The organism is Variovorax sp. GW821-FHT10B04, assembly GCF_059415645.1.
In genome coordinates, this window is sequence record NZ_JBWKNQ010000002.1 from 256,260 (window position 1) to 277,336 (window position 21,077).

Genomic DNA, 21,077 nt, shown 5'->3' on the forward strand with positions numbered 1-21,077 from the left:
CGGGAGATTCCGACGATGCGGCCTCTGGTTTTCATCACGGGTGCGTCCAGCGGAATTGGCCAGGCCCTTGCCCAACGATTCCACCAGGCGGGTTACAGCCTGGCGTTGGTCGCCCGTCGCACCGCCGACATGGAGGCATGGGCAACTGAGCGCGGGATCGATCCTGCCGATTACCGGATCTACGGCGCCGATGTGGCGCAGATCGACAGCATCGTTGCGGCCGGAAAGGCATGCATCGCGCAGCAGGGCGTACCGGACGTCGTGGTGGCGAATGCCGGCATCAGCATCGGCATCGATACCGCCGAGCGCGCAGATCTCGATGTGCTGGCACAGACACTCACGGTCAACAACGTGGGTTTGGCCGCTACCTTTCATCCCTTCATCGACGCGATGGTGGCGCGCGGTAGCGGACGGCTTGTCGGCATCGGCAGCGTTGCCGCCATCCGCGGCTTGCCGGGCCACGGCGCCTATTGCGCCAGCAAGGCAGGCGTTGTCGCCTATTGCGAGAGCCTGCGTGGCGAATTGAGGAGTCAAGGCATTCGGGTCGTGACGATCTGCCCTGGCTACATCGACACGCCGCTGACGCGCGGCAACCGCTACAGCATGCCTTTTCTGATGAAAGCCGATGACTTTGCAGACAAGGCATTCGATGTCATCGAATCCGGCATCAGCTACCGCGTGATCCCGTGGCAGATGGGCGTTATCGCGAAACTGATGCGCATGCTGCCCAACGCCCTGTTCGACAAAGCTGTCTCGGGGCGCGGCCGCAAGAAGCGAAAAGGCGAATGACAAAAGGCTCCCGCAGGAGCCTTTCATCGTGTCTTGAGGATCAGGTCGACGGATCAGTAGCCGCTGTTGCCACCACCACCGTAGCCACCGCCGCCGCCGCTGCGACCACCGCCACCGCCGCGAGGACCGGCTCCGTACGGGCTGCGGAAACCACCGTCACCGCCGCCGCCACCGCTGCGACCACCACCACCGCCGCCGCCATAACCGCCGCCACCACCACCGCCGTAGCCGCCACCACCGCCGCTGCGACCACCGCCGCCGCCGCCGTAACCGCCGCCACCACCACCGTAACCACCACCACCGCCGCCGAAACCGCCACCACCGCTGCGCGGCGGACGAGCTTCCATCGGACGCGCTTCGTTCACAACAACGCTGCGGCCGCCGAGCGGCTGGCCATTCATGCCATTGATGGCGGCTTGCGCCTCGGCATCACTGCCCATCTCGACGAAGCCGAAGCCCTTCGAGCGGCCGGTGTCGCGTTCCATCATGACTTTTGCGCTGGTCACCAGACCGAACTGGCCAAAAGCCTGTTCGAGGTCGCCATCGCGCACGGAATACGGCAGATTGCCGACGTACAGTTTGTTGCCCATCAAGGGACTCCTAATAAACACACCAAGAAAAGCGATGGAGTCCCGAGAGCACCACCCAAACCGCTGAGCGCGCGAAACTAGCCGATCACCGAACTTGCCTCCCCCCATGGAAAAATTTGAATGGAGGCTCGTGCATTATGGGTGAAATATTTCTGGTGCAAACGGGAATTTTCCTCATGGTCGGCGCGTTTTGAAAATTAGTGTAAGCCGACGATGTTCTCGAATCAGGGTAAACACTGGCTAGAATCCGCGGGTCATTGGGGAGTAGCCGCCTTCCATCTTGAGAAGGGTGTGCGTCAACAGACTTGATCGGCCTCGTGCCGGACATGGCTCACACGGTTCGACTTGGCGAGACCTTTGATCATGCAGCTTCGGATAAATGGCCGAAGGCGCTGCATGGTCAATTGCGTCATGTCCTTCGGCCCAAAGGATCCCCACGTCATGGAAGCTTTTCTCGTCGCCACCGGCATCGTCGCGCTGGCGGAAATGGGTGACAAGACCCAACTGCTCGCGCTCATCCTCGCTGCGCGTTTTCGAAAACCCTGGCCGATCGTCCTCGGCATCTTTGTCTCGACGCTCGTCAACCATGCGTTGGCCGGTGCGGTCGGCAGTTGGGTTACGCATGTGCTTGGCCCGGTGGCGTTGCGCTGGATCCTCGGTGGCTCTTTCATCGCGATGGCGGTCTGGATGCTGATTCCCGACAAGCTGGACGAGGAAGACTCGCCGAAGTCCTCGCAGTTCGGCGTGTTCGGCACGACCGTGATCGCCTTCTTCCTGGCAGAGATGGGCGACAAGACCCAGATCGCCACGGTGATGCTCGCCGCCCGCTTCGTCGGCGACTACGTCTGGGTCGTCGCCGGCACCACGCTGGGCATGATGCTGGCGAATGCACCCGTCGTCTGGCTGGGCGACAAGCTCGTGAAGCGCGTGCCCATCAAGCTGGTTCACGGCATCTCCGCCGTGATCTTCCTGGTGCTTGGCGTCATCATGATCATCGGCCTGTAATCCAACGGCCGCCCCCATAGCCCCCTCATAGTCAGTCCCTCCTCCCTGCCTCCTTCCAGAAACACGGCGGAGCCGGCTTTGCCGGGCCGCTCGTGTTGCCTCCGGCAGGGGGTGGCGAGAGCGACACGAAGTGCGCGAAGCCTGGGGAGAGCCAAGTGACATGAAGCCTGGGGGATATACTTGCTCTGCGCCGATTTGCTACAGCTTGCGGGCGCTTTATAAATCCAGCTAAAGACAGAAGCCGACCCGGCTCGTTTTTGGCGAGGCCGGGTTTTTGCTGTCCATGTCTTTCGAAGTCCTTCCCCAATCGATGTCCTTCGCCGGCCCGCTGCCGTTGCGAAGCGGCGCCTCGCTCAGCGACTACACGCTGGCCTACGAGACCTACGGTACGTTGAATGCCGACCGCAGCAATGCGGTGCTCGTCTGTCACGCGCTCAATGCGTCGCATCACGTGGCCGGCGTCTATGCAGGCCAGCCAAAGTCCGAGGGGTGGTGGGACAACATGATCGGGCCGGGCAAGCCGGTCGACACCAACCGCTTCTTCGTCATCGGCATCAACAACCTCGGCTCCTGTTTCGGTTCCACCGGTCCGATGCACACGAACCCTGCGACTGGCCGTGTGTACGGCGCCGATTTCCCCGTGGTCACGGTCGAGGATTGGGTCGACGCGCAGGCCGCACTGCTCGATGCGCTGGGCATCGACACCTTGGCCGTGATGGGTGGCAGCCTGGGCGGCATGCAGGCCTTGTCCTGGACGCTGCAATACCCGGCGCGCGTGCGGCACGCGGTGGTCGTCGCGAGCGCGCCGAACCTCACTGCGGAGAACATCGCCTTCAACGAGGTTGCCCGGCGCGCCATCGTGACCGATCCGGATTTCAACGGTGGCCACTTCTACGAGCACGGCGTGATCCCGAAACGCGGCCTGCGCATCGCACGGATGATCGGCCACATCACCTACCTCAGCGACGACGTCATGAACGCCAAGTTCGGCCGTGCGCTGCGCAGTGCGGTCGAAGGCGAACTGGCCGGCACCGACTACCGCTATTCGACGCAGGAGATCGAGTTCCAGATCGAAAGCTACCTGCGCTACCAGGGCGACAAGTTCAGCGAATATTTCGACGCCAACACCTACCTGTTGATCACCCGCGCGCTCGACTACTTCGATCCGGCGCGCGTCCATGGTGGTGACCTCACGGCCGCATTTGCACGGGCCCAGGCGAAGTTCCTGCTTGTCAGCTTCACCACCGACTGGCGTTTCTCGCCCGCGCGCAGCCGGGAGCTGGTCAAGGCGCTGCTCGACAACCGCCGCAGCGTGAGTTACGCCGAAATCGACGCGCCGCACGGGCACGATGCCTTCCTGCTCGACGATGTGCGCTACATGGGCGTGGTGCGCTCCTATTTCGACCGCATCGCCGCGGAGCTGTGACATGAGCGACCTCGACACCCAACGACTCATCGCCAACCTCGTGCCGCATGGCGCCCGCGTGCTCGATCTGGGCTGCGGCGACGGTGCGCTGCTGGATCTCCTTCAGCGCGAGCGCGGCTGCACCGGCTACGGCGTCGAGATCGCCGACGGCAACGTGCTGCAATGCATCCGCCGCGGCGTCGACGTGATCCAGCTGAACCTCGATGAAGGCCTGGCGATGTTCGACGACGCCAGCTTCGACGTCGTGCTGCAGATCGACACGCTGCAGCATCTGCGCAATGCCGAGATCATGCTGCGCGAGACCGCGCGCGTCGGTCGTGCCGGCATCGTCGCGTTCCCCAATTTCGCGCACTGGCCGAACCGGCTGAGCATTGCGCGCGGCCGCATGCCGGTCACGCGGCGGCTGCCTTACCAGTGGTACGACACGCCCAATATCCGCGTCGGCACCTTCCGGGATTTCGGTGCGCTGGCCGAGAAGAACCGGCTGCGCGTGATCGACGCGTTCGGCCTGCAGGAAGGCCATGAAGTGCGCTGGCTGCCCAACCTGCGCGCCTCGACGGCGGTCTTCAAATTCGAGCGCGCCTGAGCCGCCGCCGATGCCGCGATGGCGCTGACCCTGGCCGAGCCCGCGCACAGCGAGCTCGTGATCAAGAAGAGCCGCTTCATCGGCTGCGTGCAGCCGGTGGCCGATCGCGCGGCGGCACTCGCCGTCGTGGCGGGTCTTCGCGCCGAACATCCTTCGGCCGCGCACGTCTGCTGGGCGCTGATGGCCGGTGGCCAGTCCGCTGCCAACGATGACGGCGAGCCCGGCGGAACCGCCGGTCGCCCCATGCTGGAGGTATTGCGGCATCAGGAGCTCGAAGGCGTCCTGGCCACCGTGGTGCGCTACTTCGGCGGCGTAAAGCTCGGCGCGGGTGGCCTGGTGCGCGCCTACACCGATGCGGTTGCGCAGGCGCTGATCGGCGCACGCAAGCTCCCGCTGCAGCGCCTGCGAACCCTGGTCTGCAGCGTGCCCTATGCGATGGAGGGCATGCTGCGGCGCGAGATCACCGCAGCGGGCGCGACGCTCGGCGAGGTTGCGCACGGCAGTCTGGTGCAGACCGTGTTCACCGTCATCGAGGCCGATGCCGATGCGCTGCGGCGTCGCATCGACGATGCGAGCCAGGGCCGTGCGGTCTGGGCCGACCCGGCACTGGCCGAACGCTGACGGTGTGTCGCCGGGCCGTGTCAGGCCAGCGGCTGGCCGCAGCGCCTGCAGAAGTTCGCGTCCGGTGCATGGTCGCCGATACCGCAGGCCGCGCATGACGCCACGGCCGTGGCGCCCATTGCATCGGCCAGCAGGCCGCGGCCGATCGATGCCTGCGCCGCGTCGTCCGATGACGGCAACGCCCGCCCGTCCCGTCCATGGCGCACCATTTCGGCAGACACGATGCCGGTCGGCACGGCCAGCACGCCCCAGCCCAGCAGCATCATCACGGAGGCGATGCCGCGCCCGATGTCGGTCTTGGGCACCAGGTCGCCGAAGCCGACCGTGGTCATGGTCGAGATCGCCCAGTACACGGCGACGGGGATGCTGGTAAAGCCGTACTGCGGACCCTCGACCACGTACATCAGCGTGCCGAGCACCAGCACCACCATGAATACGAAGCCCACGAACACCATGATCTTTCGGCGGCTCGCCGCCAGCGCGGTCGCGAGCGCGCGGTACTCGGCTGCATAGTGCGACATCTTGAAGATGCGGAACACGCGCAGCAGCCGCAGAATCCGCACGTCGATCAGCACCGACAGCGCGGGCATGAGGATCGCGAGATAGGTCGGCAGCAGCGCGAGCAGGTCGATCACGCCATAGAAGCTGCGTGCATAGCGCGCTGGCCGGCCCAGGCACGCAAGCCGCGCGATGTATTCCAGCGTGAAGATGGTGGTGAAGCCCCATTCGAACCAGGTGAACACGTGGCCCCAGCGGGCACGGATGGACTGCACGCTGTCGAGAACCACGACGGTGACGCTCAGCAGGATCACGGCGATCAGCAGCAGGTCGAATAGGCGACCCGCACGGGTCTCGGATTCGAAGATCACCGAATACAGGCGAAGGCGCCAGCCGTGCGTCGGCTTGCCGAAGCTCGGATCGAGTCCGGCGCCGGGTGGTGTGGAGGCAGGATGCGGTGCCTGAGGCTTGGGCATGGGAGGAAAACCGGAAGGCGATGAATGCAACATGGAAGCGCCTGCATTGTTGTCCGACGGCGCCGACAACATCGCGAGCGATTTGCTTACTACTCTTGCGCAATGAAGCGGCAGACGACCCTGTTGCCTCCTACGATAGGCCCTTTGCAGAGGAGCAGCCCATTGGCTTCACAGTCCCCCTTCTTCGGTAAGCGCACCAGCGACGTCGACACCCTTCCTTCCCGCACGACCCCCCTGGGTGGCACGAGCACTGGCTCACCGGTGCCTTCGGCTCATTCATTGAATGGCGGCGGCAGCCCATTGACCGCTGCGCCTGCTGCAGCGGCGCCCGCCAAGGAGAGCGGCAGCAAGCTCACCGTCGGTCCCAACATCAAGCTCAAGGGTGTGGAGATCACCGATTGCGACACGCTCGTGGTCGAAGGCACGGTCGAGGCCACGATGGACTCGCGTGTGATCCAGATCTCGGAACAGGGCGCTTTCAAGGGTTCGGCCGACATCGACATCGCCGAGATTCGCGGCATGTTCGACGGCAACCTGACGGTGCGCGACAAGCTGGTCATCCACTCGACCGGCAAGGTCACGGGCAAGATCCGCTACGGGAAGATCGTGATCGAAGAAGGCGGCCAGCTTTCCGGCGAGATCAGCTTCGGCACCTCGCCCGCGTCTGCCGCCAAGCCGACGCCGCTGCCCGAAGCCTGAGCGACGGGCGGGCTCACAGCCGCGTGAGCAGCGCCTGCGCCGCAGCAGGCGCTTTTTCCTTCGCGCCATTGATGAAGAAAACGAAGACGTCACGCCGCGATGCCGCGGGGTCGCCGTTGCTCTCGACACGCGGCAGTGCATCGGGCGCATGGCCCGCCGCCCAGGACTTGGCGGCTGCGGCCCAGCCGTCGAGCGCCTTCGGCGCATAGCCGTTCTTCAGTTTCGCGCTGCTGGCCATCAGCCGCGCATAGGCGAAGTCGCCGGTCAGGTCGGCGAAGGACGGAAACTTGTCCGAGTCGGTGAACACCGTCGCCACGCCGTAGCGGCGTGCAAGCGCCAGGTACTCGGGCGTCTTGAAGCTGTCGTGCCGCACGTCCACCACGTGGCGCAGCGGACGGCTGCCCTCCTTCTTCGGCAGCAGCGCGAGGAAGGCTTCGAAATCCTCCGCGTCGAACACCTTCGTCGGCATGAACTGCCAGACGATCGGCCCCAGCTTGCCCTGGAGTTCAGCGATGCCGCTGCCGACGAAGCGCGAGATCGAATCGCCTGCCGTGGCGAGCAGCTTGCGATTGGTCGCGAAGCGCGAGGCCTTGAGCGAGAACACGAAATCGTCGGGCGTCTCGTCGTGCCACTTGCGGAAGCTCTCGGGCTTCATCGTGCTGTAGTAGGTGCCGTTGACCTCGATGGCCGTCACCTGCCGGCTCGCGTGGTACAGCTCCTGTTTTTGCGGCAGGCCGGCTGGGTAGAAGTTGTCGCGCCACGGCTCGTAGGTCCAGCCGCCGATGCCGACGCGGATGTTCGTCGCGGATTGGCTCACATCGTTCTCCGGTTTTAGGTCCGTTCACTCTACGCGGCAGCGTGTGCGGGCGCAAAATGCTTTTTCCCCTCGTTTCCACCCATGCCATCCAGCGGAGATTGCCGATGAACGCCCCCCTGCACCGCGAGATTCCTGCGGGCTTGCTCGACGCCGAGCGCGCCCTGTCCGATGTCACCAAGCAATGGGACACCGACATCGTCAGGCAACTGACCGACTACATCGCGATCCCCGCCAAGTCGCCGGGTTTCGACAAGGACTGGTCGGCGAACGGCTATCTCGAGACGGTGCTGCGCAATGCGGCGCAGTGGGTCGAGGCGCAGAAGGTCGAGGGCCTGAAGCTCGAGATCGTTCGGCTCGAAGGCCGCACGCCGGTGCTGTTCTTCGAAGTGCCGGCCACCGGCACCACCATGACCGACACCGTGCTGATGTACGGCCACCTCGACAAGCAGCCCGAGTTCACCGGCTGGCGCAACGACCTCGGTCCGTGGACGCCCAAGTACCAGGACGGCCTGCTCTACGGCCGCGGCGGCGCCGACGATGGCTACGCGGTGTACGCGAGCATCGCGTCGCTGCAGGCGATCAAGGCGCAGGGCGTGGCGCATCCGCGCATCGTCGGCATCATCGAGACCTGCGAGGAAAGCGGCTCCTACGACCTGCTGCCCTATGTCAATGCGCTGCGTCCGCGGCTGGGCGAGGTCGCGCTGGTGATCTGCCTCGACTCCGGCGCCGGCAACTACGACCAGCTCTGGCTCACGACCTCGCTGCGCGGCCTGGCCGGCGGCACGCTCAAGGTCGAGGTGCTGACCGAAGGCATCCATTCCGGCGATGCGTCCGGGCTCGTGCCGTCGAGCTTCCGGATCATGCGGCAGGTCCTCGACCGGCTTGAGGACAGCAAGACAGGCCGTCTTCTGCCGGCGAGCTTCCATTGCGAAGTCCCGGCCGATCGATTGGTACAGGCCAAGGCCACCGCAGCGATCCTCGGCGACGAGTTGTTCAAGCGCTTTCCATGGGCGCACTATGACTGCGACGGCGCGACCGCTTTCGCGTTGCCGACCACCACCGACCCCGTCGAGGCGCTGCTCGCCCGCACCTGGAAGCCGACCCTGTCGGTGACGGGCGCCGAAGGCTTTCCGGCGCTCAAGGACGCCGGCAACGTGCTGCGGCCGTACACGGCCTTCAAGCTGTCGCTGCGGTTGCCGCCGCTGGTCGACGCCGACAAGGCCGTGCAGGAACTCAAGCATCTGCTCGAAGACAACGCGCCGTACCAGGCCAAGGTCACCTTCGACGGCGGTGGCGGCGCCACGGGCTGGAACGCGCCGACCATCACGCCCTGGTTCGAACGTGCGCTCAACGCCGCGTCGCAGGCGCATTTCGGTGCACCCTGTGGCTACATCGGCCAGGGCGGCACGATCCCGCTGATGAACATGCTGAGCGAAGGCTTCCCGACCGCCCAGATGATGGTCTGTGGCGTGCTGGGACCGAAGAGCAATGCCCATGGTCCCAACGAATTCCTGCACGTGCCCTATGCAAAGAAACTCACGGCGGCGGTCGCCGAAGTGATCGCGGCGCTGCCCGTGGCGCAATCCATGGCGAAACAGGAGCCGGTCGCGGCCTGAACAGGTCGACGGCTGCATCCTGCGCGTCACGAATCCTCGTGGCGTTGCAGGCGCCGGGTGCAAAAAAAAGCGCCCCGCAGGGCGCTCGCGGCCATGGGGCCGAGGCTGGTGCCGGCGCGTATCGTCTGAAGAGATCGATGCGCCGACCTTGTCGCTTTTCCTTGTTCTCGCCGCAGCGGTGCTCGTGTGTGACAGAACGGCAATTCTGCGTGTCGAGGGACGACCGGCGTGTGGGCCGGGGCCGCATTCGTGTCAATGCGTGTGCAAAATTACCGCTTTGCACCCACGTTGCGCTTGACGAGTACCGGCGTACTCACGCCGTCGACGCCCACCAGGCCGAGCACCGTCACCAGTGAGTTCTGCGCGCCCTTCCAGGCGTCGGTCAGGTCGATCCATTCGGACAAGGCGTGGAAGCCGCCCGTCTTGCCACCGCCGCCGATGATGATGGCCGGGATGCCCAGCGACATCGGCACGTTGGCATCGGTGCTGGCGCCCGACAAGAGCGTCTTCTGGCCGAATGCCGCGTTGGCGCGCGTCGCGGCTTCGACGATCACCGAATCGGAGGGCGTGCGACCGCCCGGGCGGTCGCCGATCAGCTTGGTCGTCACGCTCAGCGTGTCGACGCCCCAGCGCTTGTTCTCCTCGGCCACGCCGGCATCGATCGCGGCGAGGATCTGCTTTTCGGTCTCCAGCAGCGGGCCCATTTCGTCGGAACGGATGTCGACAGCCATGCGCGCGTCGGGCGCGATCGTGTTCACCGATGTGCCGCCGCCTACCGTGCCGACCGTGAAGGTGGTCTTGGGAAAGGTCGGCGTGCGGATGTCGCCGATCTTGGCGATCGCGCGGCCCATGCCGTGGATCGCACTCGGCACCTGGCCGAAAGCGCCGTAGCTGTGGCCGCCCGGCCCCTTGAAAGTCACTTCGTAGCGGTGGCTTGCCGTGCCGAGTACCAGCACCGCTCCCTGGGGCGCGGGTTCGATGCCGACCATACCGTCGATTTCGGGATGCTCGGCGAACAACCGCTTCATGCCGCGCAGGTTGCCGAGTTCTTCTTCGCCGACGTTGCCCACGAACAGCAGGTCACCGGTCGTGCGGATCTGGCGATCGTTCAGTACCTTGAGCCACGACAGCAGCACGGCCAGGCCGCGCGTGTCGTCGGAGATACCCGGCGCGTAGAGCTTGCCATCGCGTTCCTTGATCTTCACGTCGGTACCGGCCGGGAACACGGTGTCCAGGTGCGCGGAGATCAGCAGCGTCGGGCCGTTGCCCGTGCCCTTGCGCAGTCCGACGACATTGCCTTCGGCGTCGATCTTCGCGTCGGGCAAGCCCAGCGCTTTCATGCGCGCCAGGAAGGCTTCGGCGCGTGCCTGTTCCTTGAAGGGCGGTGCCTCGATCTCGGTGAGCAGGCGCAGGTCTTCGATCGAGCGCGTGTGGTCGGCCTTCACGGCTTCAAGCAGTTCGGCGATGGCCGGTGCCGCCATCAACTGCGCGTAGGCCTGATCGACTTCCGGCCGCACCTGTACCGGCGTCGGCGCCACTGCGTTGCTGCCCTGAGCCTGTGCGATGCCCGCGCTGCACAGCGCGGCAAGAACGAGGGGAGCGAGGGGAGCGAGGGGAGCGAGGCAGGGACGGAAGGAGCGATGCATGGTGATGGAGGCGGTTCGGGACAAAGACAACCAGCTATTCTTTCGCTTTTCGATGACGCTCGCTCTTGTTTAATCTGGTGAGCATTCAGTTTTTCTTACATGCGACGCCATATTCCCACCACCCGCGCACTGCTGGTCTTCGACGCTGTCGCACGCCACCACGGCGTCGGCAAGGCAGCGGAGGCGCTGTGCCTCACCCACAGCGCCGTCAGCCAGCAACTGCGCCTGCTGGAGGCTCAACTGGGCGTGCGGCTGGTGCAGCGGACCGCGCGCGGATCGGGCCTCACCGATGCCGGTCGCCGGTATCACGCGCAGATCGCTGCCGACCTGCTGCGGCTCGAGAACCACACGCTCGAGGCGATGGCCCAGCGGCCCGATGGCGTGCGCTTGCTGGTGGGCGCCGTTCCGGCATTCGCCGAGCGCTGGCTGGCGCCGCGTCTGCCGGCTTTTCTTGCGCTGCAGCCGTCCTGCAGCCTGCATCTGCAGGTCTTCCCGACGCAGGTCTACATGGAGGAGCCGGCGTTCGACGTCGGCATTCAATACGACGACGCGGTCTGGCCGCATGCGGTGACGGAGCCGCTGATGGACGAACGCTGCGTCGCCGTGTGTGCGCCCACCACGCAGGGGCGAGAACTGATGGCGAACGGAGATTTCTGCCAGGCCAGTCTCCTGCAGTTGAGTTCCCGCCTCGGCGACTGGGAGGATTGGATGGCGCAAGCCGGCATTGACAAGAAGCCGGCCAATACCGTGGCGGGCCATCGTTTCGACCTGTTCTCGATGCTGGTCGAGGCCGTGCGCGCCGACCTCGGCATCGGATTGGTGCCGCGCTATGTGGTGGCACGCGAACTCGCCGCCGGCGAGCTGGTTCTCGCCCACGCGCACGTCGGTGTCGGCCCGCGTGGCTACAGCGTTTTCGTTGCGCCGCACAAGGCGCAGGATCCGATGACGATGACCTTCGTGCGATGGCTGCACGCCGCCGTGGACGCCATCTAGTCGCTATTTATCTTCGACAGGCGCATTCCTGTTGGTGGTGGTGCCCGCAACGTGTGGGGTGCGTGCGGAGGACATATGGGATGCCACTACGGCTTTCGCGCTTTGCAGCGTGCCGTCGATAACTTTCTTTGACGTCTCCATGCGTTCCGCCAGAACCAGGTCCATTGACTTGCTCTGCAGGACTTCGAGCTGTTTCTGTACACCCTTGGCCGCGGCGACGAAGGCCACGTAATCGGATAAGAATTTCGCGGCTTCCTCGTCGCTAGGTGCCCGGCGGATGTGCGTGGCGCTTTCCAAAGCGCGCCCAGCGCATATCCGTTGCCTATTCAGGAGCAAGTCACCCGCCTTCTGAGTGTCAAAAGGTTGTGCGTCGGGTGAAAAGACCTCGGGATGCTCCTCGACAACGTTGAACTCCGGTTGGGTCAGTTCCTTCTTGAGTGAAGCGACGCTTTGCTCGATTTCAGCGATCAACTTCTTGGTCTGCAGCAGTTCCGTCTTGACGACCCGATGGGCCTTCGCAAAAGTTCGGTTCATCTTGTCCGTTTCTTCAGGCGTCAAGTCCTCTTCAGCCGGTAGCTTCAGGCGAGTGAGGGCCGCTTTGGCATCCCCAAGGGACGCGACAGTGTCAGCGAACGAATTTTCAAAAGAGCCCAGTTGTTTCAGCGAATCAATCAGGCCCAGGTCAACGGAAAGGCCGTTCCGGAGGTAATGCGCCGCATCGGATGCCTTCTTGGCAATGGCCAGCGCATTCTCCAAGGCGTCGGCAAGCGGTGAGCCGGGCTGCACGATGACAACCGGCGTGGCAGTTGTGCTGGGCTGCGCGCTGCGGACACGCCCCGCTTTTTCTGCGTCCTCCTTGTCATGCTGTTTAAGGTGAAACGTCCTTGCCGCAACCAATGGGGTTGCGAGGCCTTCTGCTAAGTGTCTCCCCAGTCCCTGCGTTCGGCTCAGCTTTTGTTCCGGGAGCAGCGAAGGTCCCGAGAACATCGCAGCTCGTTGCGCGGTAGATGGATCGCGATGGCCAGGATTGCGATTGCCATTCACCCAGTCGCGGAAGAATTGACCGAGGCTTCTGTGTGCGTGCCGCGGTGGATCGGCTCCGGCTTCGACTGTCGACCTCGGCTCCCCACCTTGATTCACATCGTGAACCAGAGATGCATCCGTGGTCGCCGTTACCGGCTTGTCTGCACCAATATTTCCCATTGCCATGATGGCCTCGCGATCATGAGAGCCGTCCGACTGGCGGCGAAGACCGGAGTTTTGCGATCCTGTGCTCCGTAGAGAGCCAGACAAGCGAAGCCCCGACCGTCATCACGAAGGCCTTCGAGCCTCCGGCGCATTTCCGCGCATTGAAGTCGTTCGCGCAGAACAGGCTTTCTGCCTGCCTGCCCGGCATCGCGGAGTGGTGGCGTGTCGCTCCGCAGCCGCGGCTTGGTGCCCTAGGCGGCGAGCATCACCAGCGCTGCCAGCGCGGCCGTTTCGGCGCGCAGGACGCGATGGCCCAGCGTCAGCGGCACGAAGCCGGCGCCTAGCGCCAAAGACTCTTCCTGCGCACTGAGTCCGCCTTCGGGGCCGCTCAGCATGTATGCCGTGCGCAAGGCGCCGCTCGCCACCTCCGCGCAGGCACGCGTGCCCGGCGCGAGACTGAGCACGCCGCGAAGTTCGTCCGGGCTACTTTCCTGGGGAATCGTGGGCAGCCAGTCGGCCAGGGACCGCACGGCGTGAATCACCGGCACCCGGTTCTGGCCGCATTGCTCGCAGGCCGACACGGCAATTGCCTGCCAGTGTGCGACCTTCTTGTCGGCCCGCTCGCTGTTCAGGCGCAACACGCCATGCGCGGTGTGCAACGGCTGGATGCTGGCCACGCCGAGTTCCGTGGCTTTTTCGACCAGCCAGTCCATGCGGTCGTTGGCCGGCATGCCAACGGCCAAATGCACTGCACGGCCGGCCGTGCGTTCGACCGGATCGTGCGTGCCGACCTCGACGACCACCTCGCTGCGGCCCATGCGCACGACGGTTGCCGCGTATTCGCCGCCCGTCCCATCGAACAGCGTGAGCGCGTCGCCGGGTTGCAGCCGCAGCACCTGCACGTGGCGCGCGGCGCCCGCCGGCAGGGCCAGCGTGGCGCCTGCCGTCAGCGCAACGGAACAATGAAAGCGTGGCACTGGCCTAGACCCGGCCGTAGGCGAAGCCGGTCAGGGCCTGTGTGCCCTCGACTTCGTCGATCACACGCAGCAGGGGCGTGAGCTCGCTGTAGCGGCTGGCTGTCGCGCGGATGTACGCGATGAAGCGCGGCGTGTCCGGCAGGTAGCGCGGCTTGCCGTCGCGCAGCGTGATGCGCGCGAAGATGCCGGCGACCTTCAGGTGCCGCTGCAGCCCCATCCATTCGACAGCGCGATAGAAGGCGCCGAAGTCCTCGTCCACCGGCAGACCGGCCTTGCGCGCGCGCTCCCAATACCGGATCGTGATGTCGAGCACGAAATCTTCGTCCCAGCTCAGGAACGCATCGCGCATCAGGCAGGCGATGTCGTAGGTGATCGGCCCGTACACGGCATCCTGGAAATCCAGCACGCCGAGCCGGCCGTCTGCACCCAGCATCAGGTTGCGCGGCATGAAGTCGCGGTGCACGTACACGCTGGCGACCGACAGGTTGCTGTCGACGATCGCCTTGAAGCTGCGCGCCAACCGCTCCTTCAACTGGCCCTCGATGGCCATGCCGCGGTGCCGGCCGATGTACCACTCGGGGAACAGCGTGAGTTCGCGTTCGAGCAGGGCTCGGTCGTAAGGCGGCAGCACGCCGGGCTGCGACGACAACTGCCAGCGGATCAGCATGTCGATCGCCTGATCGAAATAGGGCCGCGCAGCCTCGGGTCTGGCCGGGTCCAGCGACTCGATCAGCGTCTGCAGGCCGAGATCGTCGAGCAGCATGAAGCCGCCGGCCTCATCCCAGTCGAGGACCTGCGGTGCATGCACGCCGGCCGCCTGCATCAGCTTTGCAATTTTTACAAATGGAGCGCTGTCTTCCTTGTCGGGCGGCGCGTCCATGACGATGCGGTTCATGCCCGGCGTGGTCGTGTCCACGCGGAAGTAGCGCCGGAAACTGGCGTCGGCCGAAGCCATTCGGAGCGTGTCGGGCAGCAAGCCGTGGGCTGGCGCGACCCGGGAAAGCCATTCGTTGAAAGCGGCGGAACGGCCGGGCTCGTCCCAGACGATGGGCGAGGCAGCGCCTGCGGGCGGGATCGAGGGTGCGGTCATGGATAATCGATTCTACAAATCCGCTCGTTGCGGACCTTCGCCGACCGCTGCCGCATGGCATCGTTCCCTTGACGATCCGAGACGTCCTTATCCATGCCTGAACTGAAATGCGCCCGCGTTCGGCACTTCGTGCCTCTGCCATCGATCGATGGTTCTTCGGCACTGCTGCACACCGTGGGGCGGACCGTCGAATGAGCGTTCCCCTGTGGCGTCGAGGCCGCCCGCCGCTGCCGCTGGCCGTACTTGCGCTCGCCCTGCTGAATGTGCACGCCGCCTCTGCGCAGGAGGTCTGGATCGACGCCCCGTTGACTCTCAAGCGCACGCCGGAGATACCTGAAGCCATTCCCGAGGCCGAACGCACGCTGCGTCCCAGCCTGGTCGACGGCGACAAGATTTCGGGCCGTCCCGACCTGGAAACCGTGGTCGAAGGCAATGCGTCCCTGCGCCGCGGCGAAACCGTCATCCACGCTGATCGGCTCGAGTACTACCAACCCGACGATCTGGCCAAGGCCACCGGCAATGTGCGCGTCAACCAGGCGGGCAATGTCTACGAAGGGCCGGAGCTGCAACTCAAAGTGGAAACCTTCGAAGGTTTCTTCAACAACGTTCGCTACAAGTTCCTGGCCACGGGCGGCCATGGGGACGCGGATCGGATCGATTTCGTCGACAACAATGTTTCGGTGGCGCGGCGCGTCACCTACACGACCTGCCGTCGCGAGGACTTCCCGGGCTGGATGCCCGCCTGGCTGCTCACCGCAGCCACGATGACGACCGACACCGAGGAGAACGTCGGCGTTGCGACGGACGCGCGGCTGAGCTTCATGGGTGTGAGCACGCCAGCGCTGCCTTCGTTGAGCTTTCCCCTGGGCAACGATCGCAAGAGCGGTCTGCTGCCGCCGGTGTTCGGCATCGACAGCGTGAATGGTGTCGAGCTGCTTCAGCCCTACTACTGGAACATTGCACCGAACCGCGACGCGACCTTCTATCCGACCGTGATGAGCAAGCGTGGCGTGAACCTCGGCAATGAGTTCCGCTACCTGGAGAACACGTACAGCGGCACCATCCGTGCAGACTACATGCCGACCGACACGCTGCGCAGCCGTGAGCGCTGGGGCATCTGGGCGCAGCACAACCAGAGCTTCGACCCGAAGCCTTTCGGCCTGGACGCGCTGAGTGCCGGGATCAACATCAACCGGGTAAGCGACGACGACTACTGGCGCGACTTTTCTCGCACGCCCTCGCTGACCGGGCGCCTGCTCACCAGCGAAGCGGCACTCAACTGGAGCAAGGGCGACTGGAGCGGTACGGCGCGTGCGCTGTCCTATCAGACGCTGCAGTACTCGCTGTCGCCGATCACACCGCCCTACGACCGCATGCCGCAGGTCACGGCGAACTACAACAAGTACGACTGGAACGGTTTCGACATCTCGGGCGGCATCGACTACACCCGCTTCCGGGCCGATCCTGCCTACGCACCGTTGCTCAATGGCCTGCGCCAGCCGGACGCCGAGCGGATGCTCGGCACGCTGCAGATCAGCCGGCCCTGGCTGACGCCGGCGAGCTTCGTGATTCCCAAGGTCATGCTGCACGCGACCTCCTACCAGTTCGATGCGCCACTGGCCAACGGCGCCAGTTCGGCCAGCAAGGTCGTGCCGACATTCAGCCTCGACAGCGGCCTGGTGTTCGAGCGCGACGCGAACTTCTTCGGCCGCGCTTTCCGCCAGACGCTGGAGCCTCGCGCCTTCTACACCTACACGCCGTTCCGTGACCAGAGCCAGATTCCGGTCTATGACACGGCGGCCAATGACTTCAACTTCGCCACCATCTATACCGAGAACGCGTTCTCCGGCAATGACCGGATCGCGGACAGCAATCTCCTGACGCTCGGCGTGAGTACGCGGCTGATCGACCCCGACAGCGGCGCGGAAGCGGCGCGCTTCGGTGTGGCCCAGCGCATCCGCTTCAAGGACCAGAACGTCGTGCTGCCGGGTGGTACGCCCGTCACCGACCGGTTGAGCGACGTGCTGCTGGGCGCGCAGGTCAATTGGACCGAGCAATGGAGTGCGGACAGCACGGTCCAATACAACCCCGATGAGCGCAAGTCGACGCGCAACACCATCACGGCGCGCTACAAGCCGGGTCCTTACCGCACCATTTCCGCGGGCTATCGCTACCAGGCGCCAACGACGCCGACGGCCACCGACGGGAGCAAGTCGCTCGACGTCAACTGGCAATGGCCGATCAACGATCTGTGGGGCGACAAGGGAAAGAATCTCGGTCCTGGACTCGGCGAAGGCGGCGGGCGCTGGTATGCGGTGGGACGTCTGAACTACAGCCTGCAGGATCGCGCGCTCACCGATGGCGTGATCGGCGTCGAATACGATGGCTGCTGCTGGATTGGCCGCGTGGTGCTGGAACGTATTACGACGGGACAGGTCACAGCCAATACCCGGATCATGTTCCAGATCGAGTTCGTCGGGTTCGCGAGCGTTGGCTCGAGCCCGATGCGCAGCCTGGCGCAGAACATCCAGCGTTACGAGCCCCTGCGCCAACCGGGCCAAGGGCCGAGCCGCTTCACCAATTACGACTGAGTTTCCATGACCTTTCTGCGTTCCTCCCTGACGGTTGCCTGCGTGGCTGCGCTGTCCTGCGCCGCCACTGCACAGGGGCTGCGTCCGCCGGGCGCCGCCTCCGCCGGCATCACGGACATCATGCGGTCGCCGCGTTTCGCGGCGCCATCGGCGTCGAGCACGCCGGCGGCGCCGGCCGGCCCGGCCGTTCAGCGTCCTGCGGAATTCATCGTGGCATTGGTCAATTCAGAGCCGATCACGAACACGGAGGTGATCACGCGCGTGGAGCGCCTCCTGCGCGAGAACCCCGATGCCGGCCGCATGCCGCGCAACGAGCTCACGCATCTGGTGCTCGAACGCCTGATCAACGAGCGGGCGCAGCTTCAGGTGGCCCGCGAGAACGGCATCCGCGTGGACGACTTGACGGTGGACCAGGCAGAGGAGTCGATCGCTCGCCAGAACCAGTTCAGCGTGGCGGAATTGCGCCGTCGCGTCAGCGCCGAAGGGTTGTCGCAACAGGAGTTCCGCTCGGATGTGCGCAACCAGCTGCTGTTGACGCGGGTGCGGGAGCGCGAGGTCGATTCGCGGGTGAAGATCAGCGACGTGGAAGTCGACCAGTTCATCCTCGACCAACGCAGTGGCACGAATGCCGCGGCGCCTCAGCAGCTGAATCTTGCGCAGGTTCTGATTGGCGTGCCCGAGAACGCCACGGAGGCACAGATCGCGGCGCTGCAGCAGAAAGCGCAGCAGGTTTCGCAGCGCGCTCGCTCCGGCGAAGACTTCAGCAAGCTCGTGCGCGAGTTTTCGGATGCACCGGACAAGGCAAGCGGCGGTGTGCTCGGCTTGCGCAGTGTCGATCGCTATCCGCCGCTGTTCGTCGATGCGACCCAGTCGGTTGCCGTGAACGGTGTGGCGGGTCCCATCCGTTCGGAGGCGGGCTTCCATGTGCTCAAGGTGCTGGCCAAGGGGGATACGGGTGCTGCCGACGGCGTCGTTGTCCAGACGCAGGCGCGCCATATCCTGTTGCGCACGGGCACCGACGCCAAACGCACGACGGAGCAGGCCGTCGCCGAACTCGCCGAGTTCAAGCGACGCATCCAGGCCGGCAACGCGGATTTCGCTTCGCTGGCACGCGACAACTCGCAGGATGCGAGCGCCAAGAGCGGCGGTGATCTGGGCTGGACGCGTGCCGGCCAGTTCGTGCCCGAGTTCGAGGAAGTACTCGACCGACTCGCGCCAGGGCAGATCAGCGATCCGGTGGTGTCCCGCTTCGGTGTGCACCTGATCCAGGTGACGGCCCGCCGTGAAACCAAGCTCAGCCAGTCCGAGCAGCGCGAGGCCGCGCGCGCGGTGTTGCGCGAGAAGAAGGCGGCGGAGAGCTACGACACATGGGTGCAGGAAGTACGGGCACGCGCCTACGTCGAATACCGCGACCCACCGCAGTCCTGAGCATGCAGATGCCTCACCGGGTCGCTGCCGCGCACACGATGTGCGGAGGCCGGCCATGAAACACGTGGCGCGCAAGCGCTTCGGCCAGCATTTCCTGTCGGACGGCGGCATCATCGATGCGATCGTGAACGAGATCGCACCGAAGCCCGGTGATGCCATGGTCGAGATCGGCCCCGGGCTCGCCGCGCTGACACAGCCGCTCGTCGAACGGCTGGGGCATCTCACCGTGATCGAGCTGGACCGTGACCTTGCGCAGCGCCTGCGCGCTCATGGTCAGCTCGAGGTGGTGGAATCCGACGTTCTGAAGGTTGACTTTGCCGTGCTGGCCGCCAGGCTCGCACCGCCGCCGGCGGCGCCGATCCGCGTGGTGGGCAATCTGCCTTACAACATCTCCACGCCCATCCTCTTCCATCTGCTGGGTTACGCGCACTTGATCGCCGACCAGCATTTCATGTTGCAGAAGGAAGTGATCGACCGCATGGTCGCAAGTCCTGCAACCTCCGATTACAGCCGGCTCAGCGTGATGCTCCAGTGGCGTTACGAGATGGCCAATGTGCTGTTCGTGCCGCCGGAGAGTTTCGACCCGCCGCCGCGCGTCGACAGCGCCGTCGTCCGGATGGTGCCGTTCGCCGAGCCACCCACGGTCGATCCCGCGCTGTTGGGCGAGATCGTGCAGGTGGCCTTCAGCCAGCGTCGCAAGATTCTTCGCCATACCTTGGGCAAATGGCTCGACGTGCATGGGTTCGCAGGCGACTTCGACATCCAGCGTCGTGCGGAAGAAGTGCCGGTATCTGAATACGTGGCCCTGGCGCAGGCGCCGCTGCAGCCCGTTTGACTTGACGAGGTGGCGGCTGGGGCCCTGCCATGGGCGAGACAAATAAAAAAGCCCGTCAACGACGGGCTTTTTCAAGGACGACGATTGCTATCAGGCTGCTGCGAGCCAATAGCCGGCATTGAAAGGGCTGCTCATGCGCAGCGCCAGCGGCGAGACGTCGACCAATTTGTCGGTCGGCATCTTTTCCGCGGAGGGATCGTTCACCGGAAGCTCGATGCCCGAAAGCTTCGAGCCTTGTTGTGCCTCATTCGCCCGTTCTGCTTGGCAAGTGTGTGCAGAACGGGCTACAGAAAAGAATAGAAGCACCTGAACGGTATCTTCCTGTCTCCCCAGTAGTCAGCTGCGTCGCGGAAGATATCGAGCAATTGTTCGCGCGCTTCCTTGTCGAACTTCGAATTGGCGGGAATTTGCTCGAGCACCACGATGAAGCCCGGTTGCGGGCCCGATTTGTGCAAGGGATCCGTCATGCAGTCGTACAGCGCATCGAAATTCTTCCCGAAATGCGCCGGGAAGGTGAACTGCTGTGCGATCAAGTCCAGTACGTCCTGCTTGGTCAATGCGTTGGCCAGATTGGCGTAGAGAAAATGCTGCCCGGCTGCATTGGCTGCTTCTTGCAGATCGTTCACTCGGAACGCTCGAATCGACTGCACGATATTGGGGCGCACTCCACGAAGGGATAAAGTCATCTCCGCTGGTCTTTCCATGGTTGTCGTCATTTCTTTTCCGGGACACTGTAGGGCCCCGATCCCATTCAATTCATCGCTCACGGAACAATCCGTTTGAAGCTTGCGTAGTGATCTGCCGTGTACCAGCAAGCCGCTGGTCTGGTTTTTTCACCTCCGCAGACAATGCGTCGTGCACCACGATTGCGTGAGCCCGGCGTATCGACGGTGTATTCGCGGTAATACCCACGTCGTTCAGATGGCAGGGATCGTTCGCGATTGCCGAATACCGTGCCGTCCTTGTCGTGCTTGAAAGGGCCGCCATTCAGAATGGCGCCGTAAGTTCGCTGACCCTGCACTGGCAAATCTGCCAATGCGATCGATTCCGTTGCCGATTGCCCGGATCTGGTTCCGAAAAAGTCTCGAGCCTGCGCCCCTGGAACCAGCGCCAGCAGCATCAAGCCGGTGAGCGCGAATCGGGACGCAAAAGACGTGATCGAGGCCATTGACGAGGCGATTAACGCCGTTGGGCACCAAAGAAAAG

Annotated in this window: 20 protein-coding genes and 1 riboswitch; of the genes, 11 read left to right on the plus strand and 9 right to left on the minus strand. The window is 64.5% G+C overall.

Translation table 11 applies throughout. The features are described from left to right. The first annotated feature begins 15 nt into the window (after positions 1-15). Positions 16-789: an SDR family oxidoreductase gene (locus AC07PZ_RS06290; RefSeq protein ID WP_495294188.1), complete on the plus strand. Its 774-nt coding sequence runs from the start codon at positions 16-18 to the stop codon at positions 787-789. 53 nt (positions 790-842) lie between these two features. Here the strand turns inward: AC07PZ_RS06290 and rbp are convergent, their stop codons facing one another. Then, on the minus strand, positions 843-1,379 hold the full coding sequence (rbp, locus tag AC07PZ_RS06295) for an RNA-binding regulator (protein WP_495294189.1): 537 nt from the start codon (positions 1,377-1,379) through the stop codon (positions 843-845). 247 nt (positions 1,380-1,626) lie between these two features. Beyond that, a riboswitch (yybP-ykoY riboswitch) is annotated at positions 1,627-1,813 on the plus strand. 7 nt (positions 1,814-1,820) lie between these two features. Here rbp and AC07PZ_RS06300 point away from each other — a divergent pair. The 4 genes from AC07PZ_RS06300 to AC07PZ_RS06315 all read left to right on the plus strand — a co-directional run bounded on the left by AC07PZ_RS06300 (position 1,821) and on the right by AC07PZ_RS06315 (position 5,017). Beyond that, positions 1,821-2,384: a TMEM165/GDT1 family protein gene (locus AC07PZ_RS06300; protein ID WP_495294190.1), complete on the plus strand. Its 564-nt coding sequence runs from the start codon at positions 1,821-1,823 to the stop codon at positions 2,382-2,384. A 283-nt stretch (positions 2,385-2,667) separates the two neighbouring features. Next, a complete protein-coding gene (gene metX, locus AC07PZ_RS06305) occupies positions 2,668-3,810 on the plus strand; it encodes a homoserine O-succinyltransferase MetX (RefSeq protein ID WP_495294191.1) in 1,143 nt (380 codons plus the stop codon). 1 nt (position 3,811) lies between these two features. Beyond that, complete coding sequence (gene metW / locus AC07PZ_RS06310; protein WP_495294192.1) at positions 3,812-4,396, plus strand: methionine biosynthesis protein MetW; 585 nt, start codon at positions 3,812-3,814, stop codon at positions 4,394-4,396. Between the two features lie 18 nt (positions 4,397-4,414). Then, positions 4,415-5,017, plus strand: a complete 603-nt coding sequence (locus tag AC07PZ_RS06315; protein WP_495294193.1) for an IMPACT family protein — start codon at positions 4,415-4,417, stop codon at positions 5,015-5,017. A gap of 20 nt (positions 5,018-5,037) precedes the next feature. On the opposite strand, the gene AC07PZ_RS06320 is transcribed toward AC07PZ_RS06315, so the two are convergent. After that, positions 5,038-5,991 carry an ion transporter gene (locus AC07PZ_RS06320; protein ID WP_495294194.1) on the minus strand — a complete coding sequence of 318 codons (954 nt, stop codon included), beginning with the start codon at positions 5,989-5,991 and terminating at the stop codon, positions 5,038-5,040. Between the two features lie 162 nt (positions 5,992-6,153). Here AC07PZ_RS06320 and AC07PZ_RS06325 point away from each other — a divergent pair, with 162 nt between their 5' ends. Beyond that, on the plus strand, positions 6,154-6,690 hold the full coding sequence (locus AC07PZ_RS06325) for a bactofilin family protein (protein WP_495294195.1): 537 nt from the start codon (positions 6,154-6,156) through the stop codon (positions 6,688-6,690). A gap of 13 nt (positions 6,691-6,703) precedes the next feature. On the opposite strand, the gene AC07PZ_RS06330 is transcribed toward AC07PZ_RS06325, so the two are convergent. Next, positions 6,704-7,507: a DUF72 domain-containing protein gene (locus tag AC07PZ_RS06330; RefSeq protein ID WP_495294196.1), complete on the minus strand. Its 804-nt coding sequence runs from the start codon at positions 7,505-7,507 to the stop codon at positions 6,704-6,706. 104 nt (positions 7,508-7,611) lie between these two features. Between AC07PZ_RS06330 and AC07PZ_RS06335 the strand changes: the two genes are divergently transcribed. After that, positions 7,612-9,123 (plus strand): M20 family metallopeptidase, encoded by a 1,512-nt coding sequence (locus tag AC07PZ_RS06335; protein WP_495294197.1) that lies wholly within the window; start codon positions 7,612-7,614, stop codon positions 9,121-9,123. A 269-nt stretch (positions 9,124-9,392) separates the two neighbouring features. Here the strand turns inward: AC07PZ_RS06335 and AC07PZ_RS06340 are convergent, their stop codons facing one another. Then, complete coding sequence (locus AC07PZ_RS06340; RefSeq protein ID WP_495294198.1) at positions 9,393-10,769, minus strand: M20/M25/M40 family metallo-hydrolase; 1,377 nt, start codon at positions 10,767-10,769, stop codon at positions 9,393-9,395. Positions 10,770-10,868: 99 nt separating this feature from the next. Here AC07PZ_RS06340 and AC07PZ_RS06345 point away from each other — a divergent pair, with 99 nt between their 5' ends. Then, positions 10,869-11,762: a LysR substrate-binding domain-containing protein gene (locus AC07PZ_RS06345; protein WP_495294199.1), complete on the plus strand. Its 894-nt coding sequence runs from the start codon at positions 10,869-10,871 to the stop codon at positions 11,760-11,762. Between the two features lie 3 nt (positions 11,763-11,765). Here AC07PZ_RS06345 and AC07PZ_RS06350 read toward each other — a convergent pair whose 3' ends face one another. The 3 genes from AC07PZ_RS06350 to AC07PZ_RS06360 form a co-directional block, all read right to left on the minus strand. Next, complete coding sequence (locus AC07PZ_RS06350) at positions 11,766-12,971, minus strand: hypothetical protein (RefSeq protein ID WP_495294200.1); 1,206 nt, start codon at positions 12,969-12,971, stop codon at positions 11,766-11,768. A 230-nt stretch (positions 12,972-13,201) separates the two neighbouring features. Then, entirely contained in the window at positions 13,202-13,927 is a 726-nt protein-coding gene (locus AC07PZ_RS06355; protein WP_495294201.1) for a 16S rRNA (uracil(1498)-N(3))-methyltransferase, read from the minus strand. A 4-nt stretch (positions 13,928-13,931) separates the two neighbouring features. Beyond that, complete coding sequence (locus tag AC07PZ_RS06360; protein WP_495294202.1) at positions 13,932-15,017, minus strand: aminoglycoside phosphotransferase family protein; 1,086 nt, start codon at positions 15,015-15,017, stop codon at positions 13,932-13,934. A 191-nt stretch (positions 15,018-15,208) separates the two neighbouring features. On the opposite strand from AC07PZ_RS06360, the gene AC07PZ_RS06365 reads away from it, so the two are divergent. The 3 genes from AC07PZ_RS06365 to rsmA are packed head-to-tail and all read left to right on the plus strand — an operon-like array spanning position 15,209 to position 19,871. Continuing rightward, positions 15,209-17,608, plus strand: coding sequence for an LPS-assembly protein LptD (locus AC07PZ_RS06365; RefSeq protein ID WP_495294203.1), 2,400 nt, complete (start codon positions 15,209-15,211; stop codon positions 17,606-17,608). A 6-nt stretch (positions 17,609-17,614) separates the two neighbouring features. Further along, positions 17,615-19,036 carry a peptidylprolyl isomerase gene (locus AC07PZ_RS06370; RefSeq protein WP_495294204.1) on the plus strand — a complete coding sequence of 474 codons (1,422 nt, stop codon included), beginning with the start codon at positions 17,615-17,617 and terminating at the stop codon, positions 19,034-19,036. Between the two features lie 55 nt (positions 19,037-19,091). After that, on the plus strand, positions 19,092-19,871 hold the full coding sequence (rsmA, locus tag AC07PZ_RS06375; RefSeq protein ID WP_495294205.1) for a 16S rRNA (adenine(1518)-N(6)/adenine(1519)-N(6))-dimethyltransferase RsmA: 780 nt from the start codon (positions 19,092-19,094) through the stop codon (positions 19,869-19,871). A 284-nt stretch (positions 19,872-20,155) separates the two neighbouring features. On the opposite strand, the gene AC07PZ_RS06380 is transcribed toward rsmA, so the two are convergent. Continuing rightward, positions 20,156-20,587, minus strand: a complete 432-nt coding sequence (locus AC07PZ_RS06380) for a barstar family protein (RefSeq protein ID WP_495294206.1) — start codon at positions 20,585-20,587, stop codon at positions 20,156-20,158. Positions 20,588-20,634: 47 nt separating this feature from the next. Beyond that, positions 20,635-21,039, minus strand: coding sequence for a guanyl-specific ribonuclease (locus tag AC07PZ_RS06385; protein WP_495294207.1), 405 nt, complete (start codon positions 21,037-21,039; stop codon positions 20,635-20,637). Between the last annotated feature and the right edge of the window lie 38 nt (positions 21,040-21,077).

What these genes read in the sequence shown, in the direction of transcription:
- rbp (WP_495294189.1), bottom strand. Translation starts at nt 1,379, where the DNA reads ATGGGCAACAAACTGTACGTCGGCAATCTGCCGTATTCCGTGCGCGAT.
- rsmA (WP_495294205.1), top strand. Translation starts at nt 19,092, where the DNA reads ATGAAACACGTGGCGCGCAAGCGCTTCGGCCAGCATTTCCTGTCGGAC.
- metX (WP_495294191.1), top strand. Translation starts at nt 2,668, where the DNA reads ATGTCTTTCGAAGTCCTTCCCCAATCGATGTCCTTCGCCGGCCCGCTG.
- AC07PZ_RS06350 (WP_495294200.1), bottom strand. Translation starts at nt 12,971, where the DNA reads ATGGCAATGGGAAATATTGGTGCAGACAAGCCGGTAACGGCGACCACG.
- AC07PZ_RS06365 (WP_495294203.1), top strand. Translation starts at nt 15,209, where the DNA reads ATGAGCGTTCCCCTGTGGCGTCGAGGCCGCCCGCCGCTGCCGCTGGCC.
- AC07PZ_RS06385 (WP_495294207.1), bottom strand. Translation starts at nt 21,039, where the DNA reads ATGGCCTCGATCACGTCTTTTGCGTCCCGATTCGCGCTCACCGGCTTG.
- AC07PZ_RS06380 (WP_495294206.1), bottom strand. Translation starts at nt 20,587, where the DNA reads ATGACGACAACCATGGAAAGACCAGCGGAGATGACTTTATCCCTTCGT.
- AC07PZ_RS06300 (WP_495294190.1), top strand. Translation starts at nt 1,821, where the DNA reads ATGGAAGCTTTTCTCGTCGCCACCGGCATCGTCGCGCTGGCGGAAATG.
- AC07PZ_RS06320 (WP_495294194.1), bottom strand. Translation starts at nt 5,991, where the DNA reads ATGCCCAAGCCTCAGGCACCGCATCCTGCCTCCACACCACCCGGCGCC.
- AC07PZ_RS06340 (WP_495294198.1), bottom strand. Translation starts at nt 10,769, where the DNA reads ATGCATCGCTCCTTCCGTCCCTGCCTCGCTCCCCTCGCTCCCCTCGCT.
- AC07PZ_RS06335 (WP_495294197.1), top strand. Translation starts at nt 7,612, where the DNA reads ATGAACGCCCCCCTGCACCGCGAGATTCCTGCGGGCTTGCTCGACGCC.
- AC07PZ_RS06345 (WP_495294199.1), top strand. Translation starts at nt 10,869, where the DNA reads ATGCGACGCCATATTCCCACCACCCGCGCACTGCTGGTCTTCGACGCT.
- AC07PZ_RS06370 (WP_495294204.1), top strand. Translation starts at nt 17,615, where the DNA reads ATGACCTTTCTGCGTTCCTCCCTGACGGTTGCCTGCGTGGCTGCGCTG.
- AC07PZ_RS06290 (WP_495294188.1), top strand. Translation starts at nt 16, where the DNA reads ATGCGGCCTCTGGTTTTCATCACGGGTGCGTCCAGCGGAATTGGCCAG.
- AC07PZ_RS06360 (WP_495294202.1), bottom strand. Translation starts at nt 15,017, where the DNA reads ATGACCGCACCCTCGATCCCGCCCGCAGGCGCTGCCTCGCCCATCGTC.
- AC07PZ_RS06315 (WP_495294193.1), top strand. Translation starts at nt 4,415, where the DNA reads ATGGCGCTGACCCTGGCCGAGCCCGCGCACAGCGAGCTCGTGATCAAG.
- metW (WP_495294192.1), top strand. Translation starts at nt 3,812, where the DNA reads ATGAGCGACCTCGACACCCAACGACTCATCGCCAACCTCGTGCCGCAT.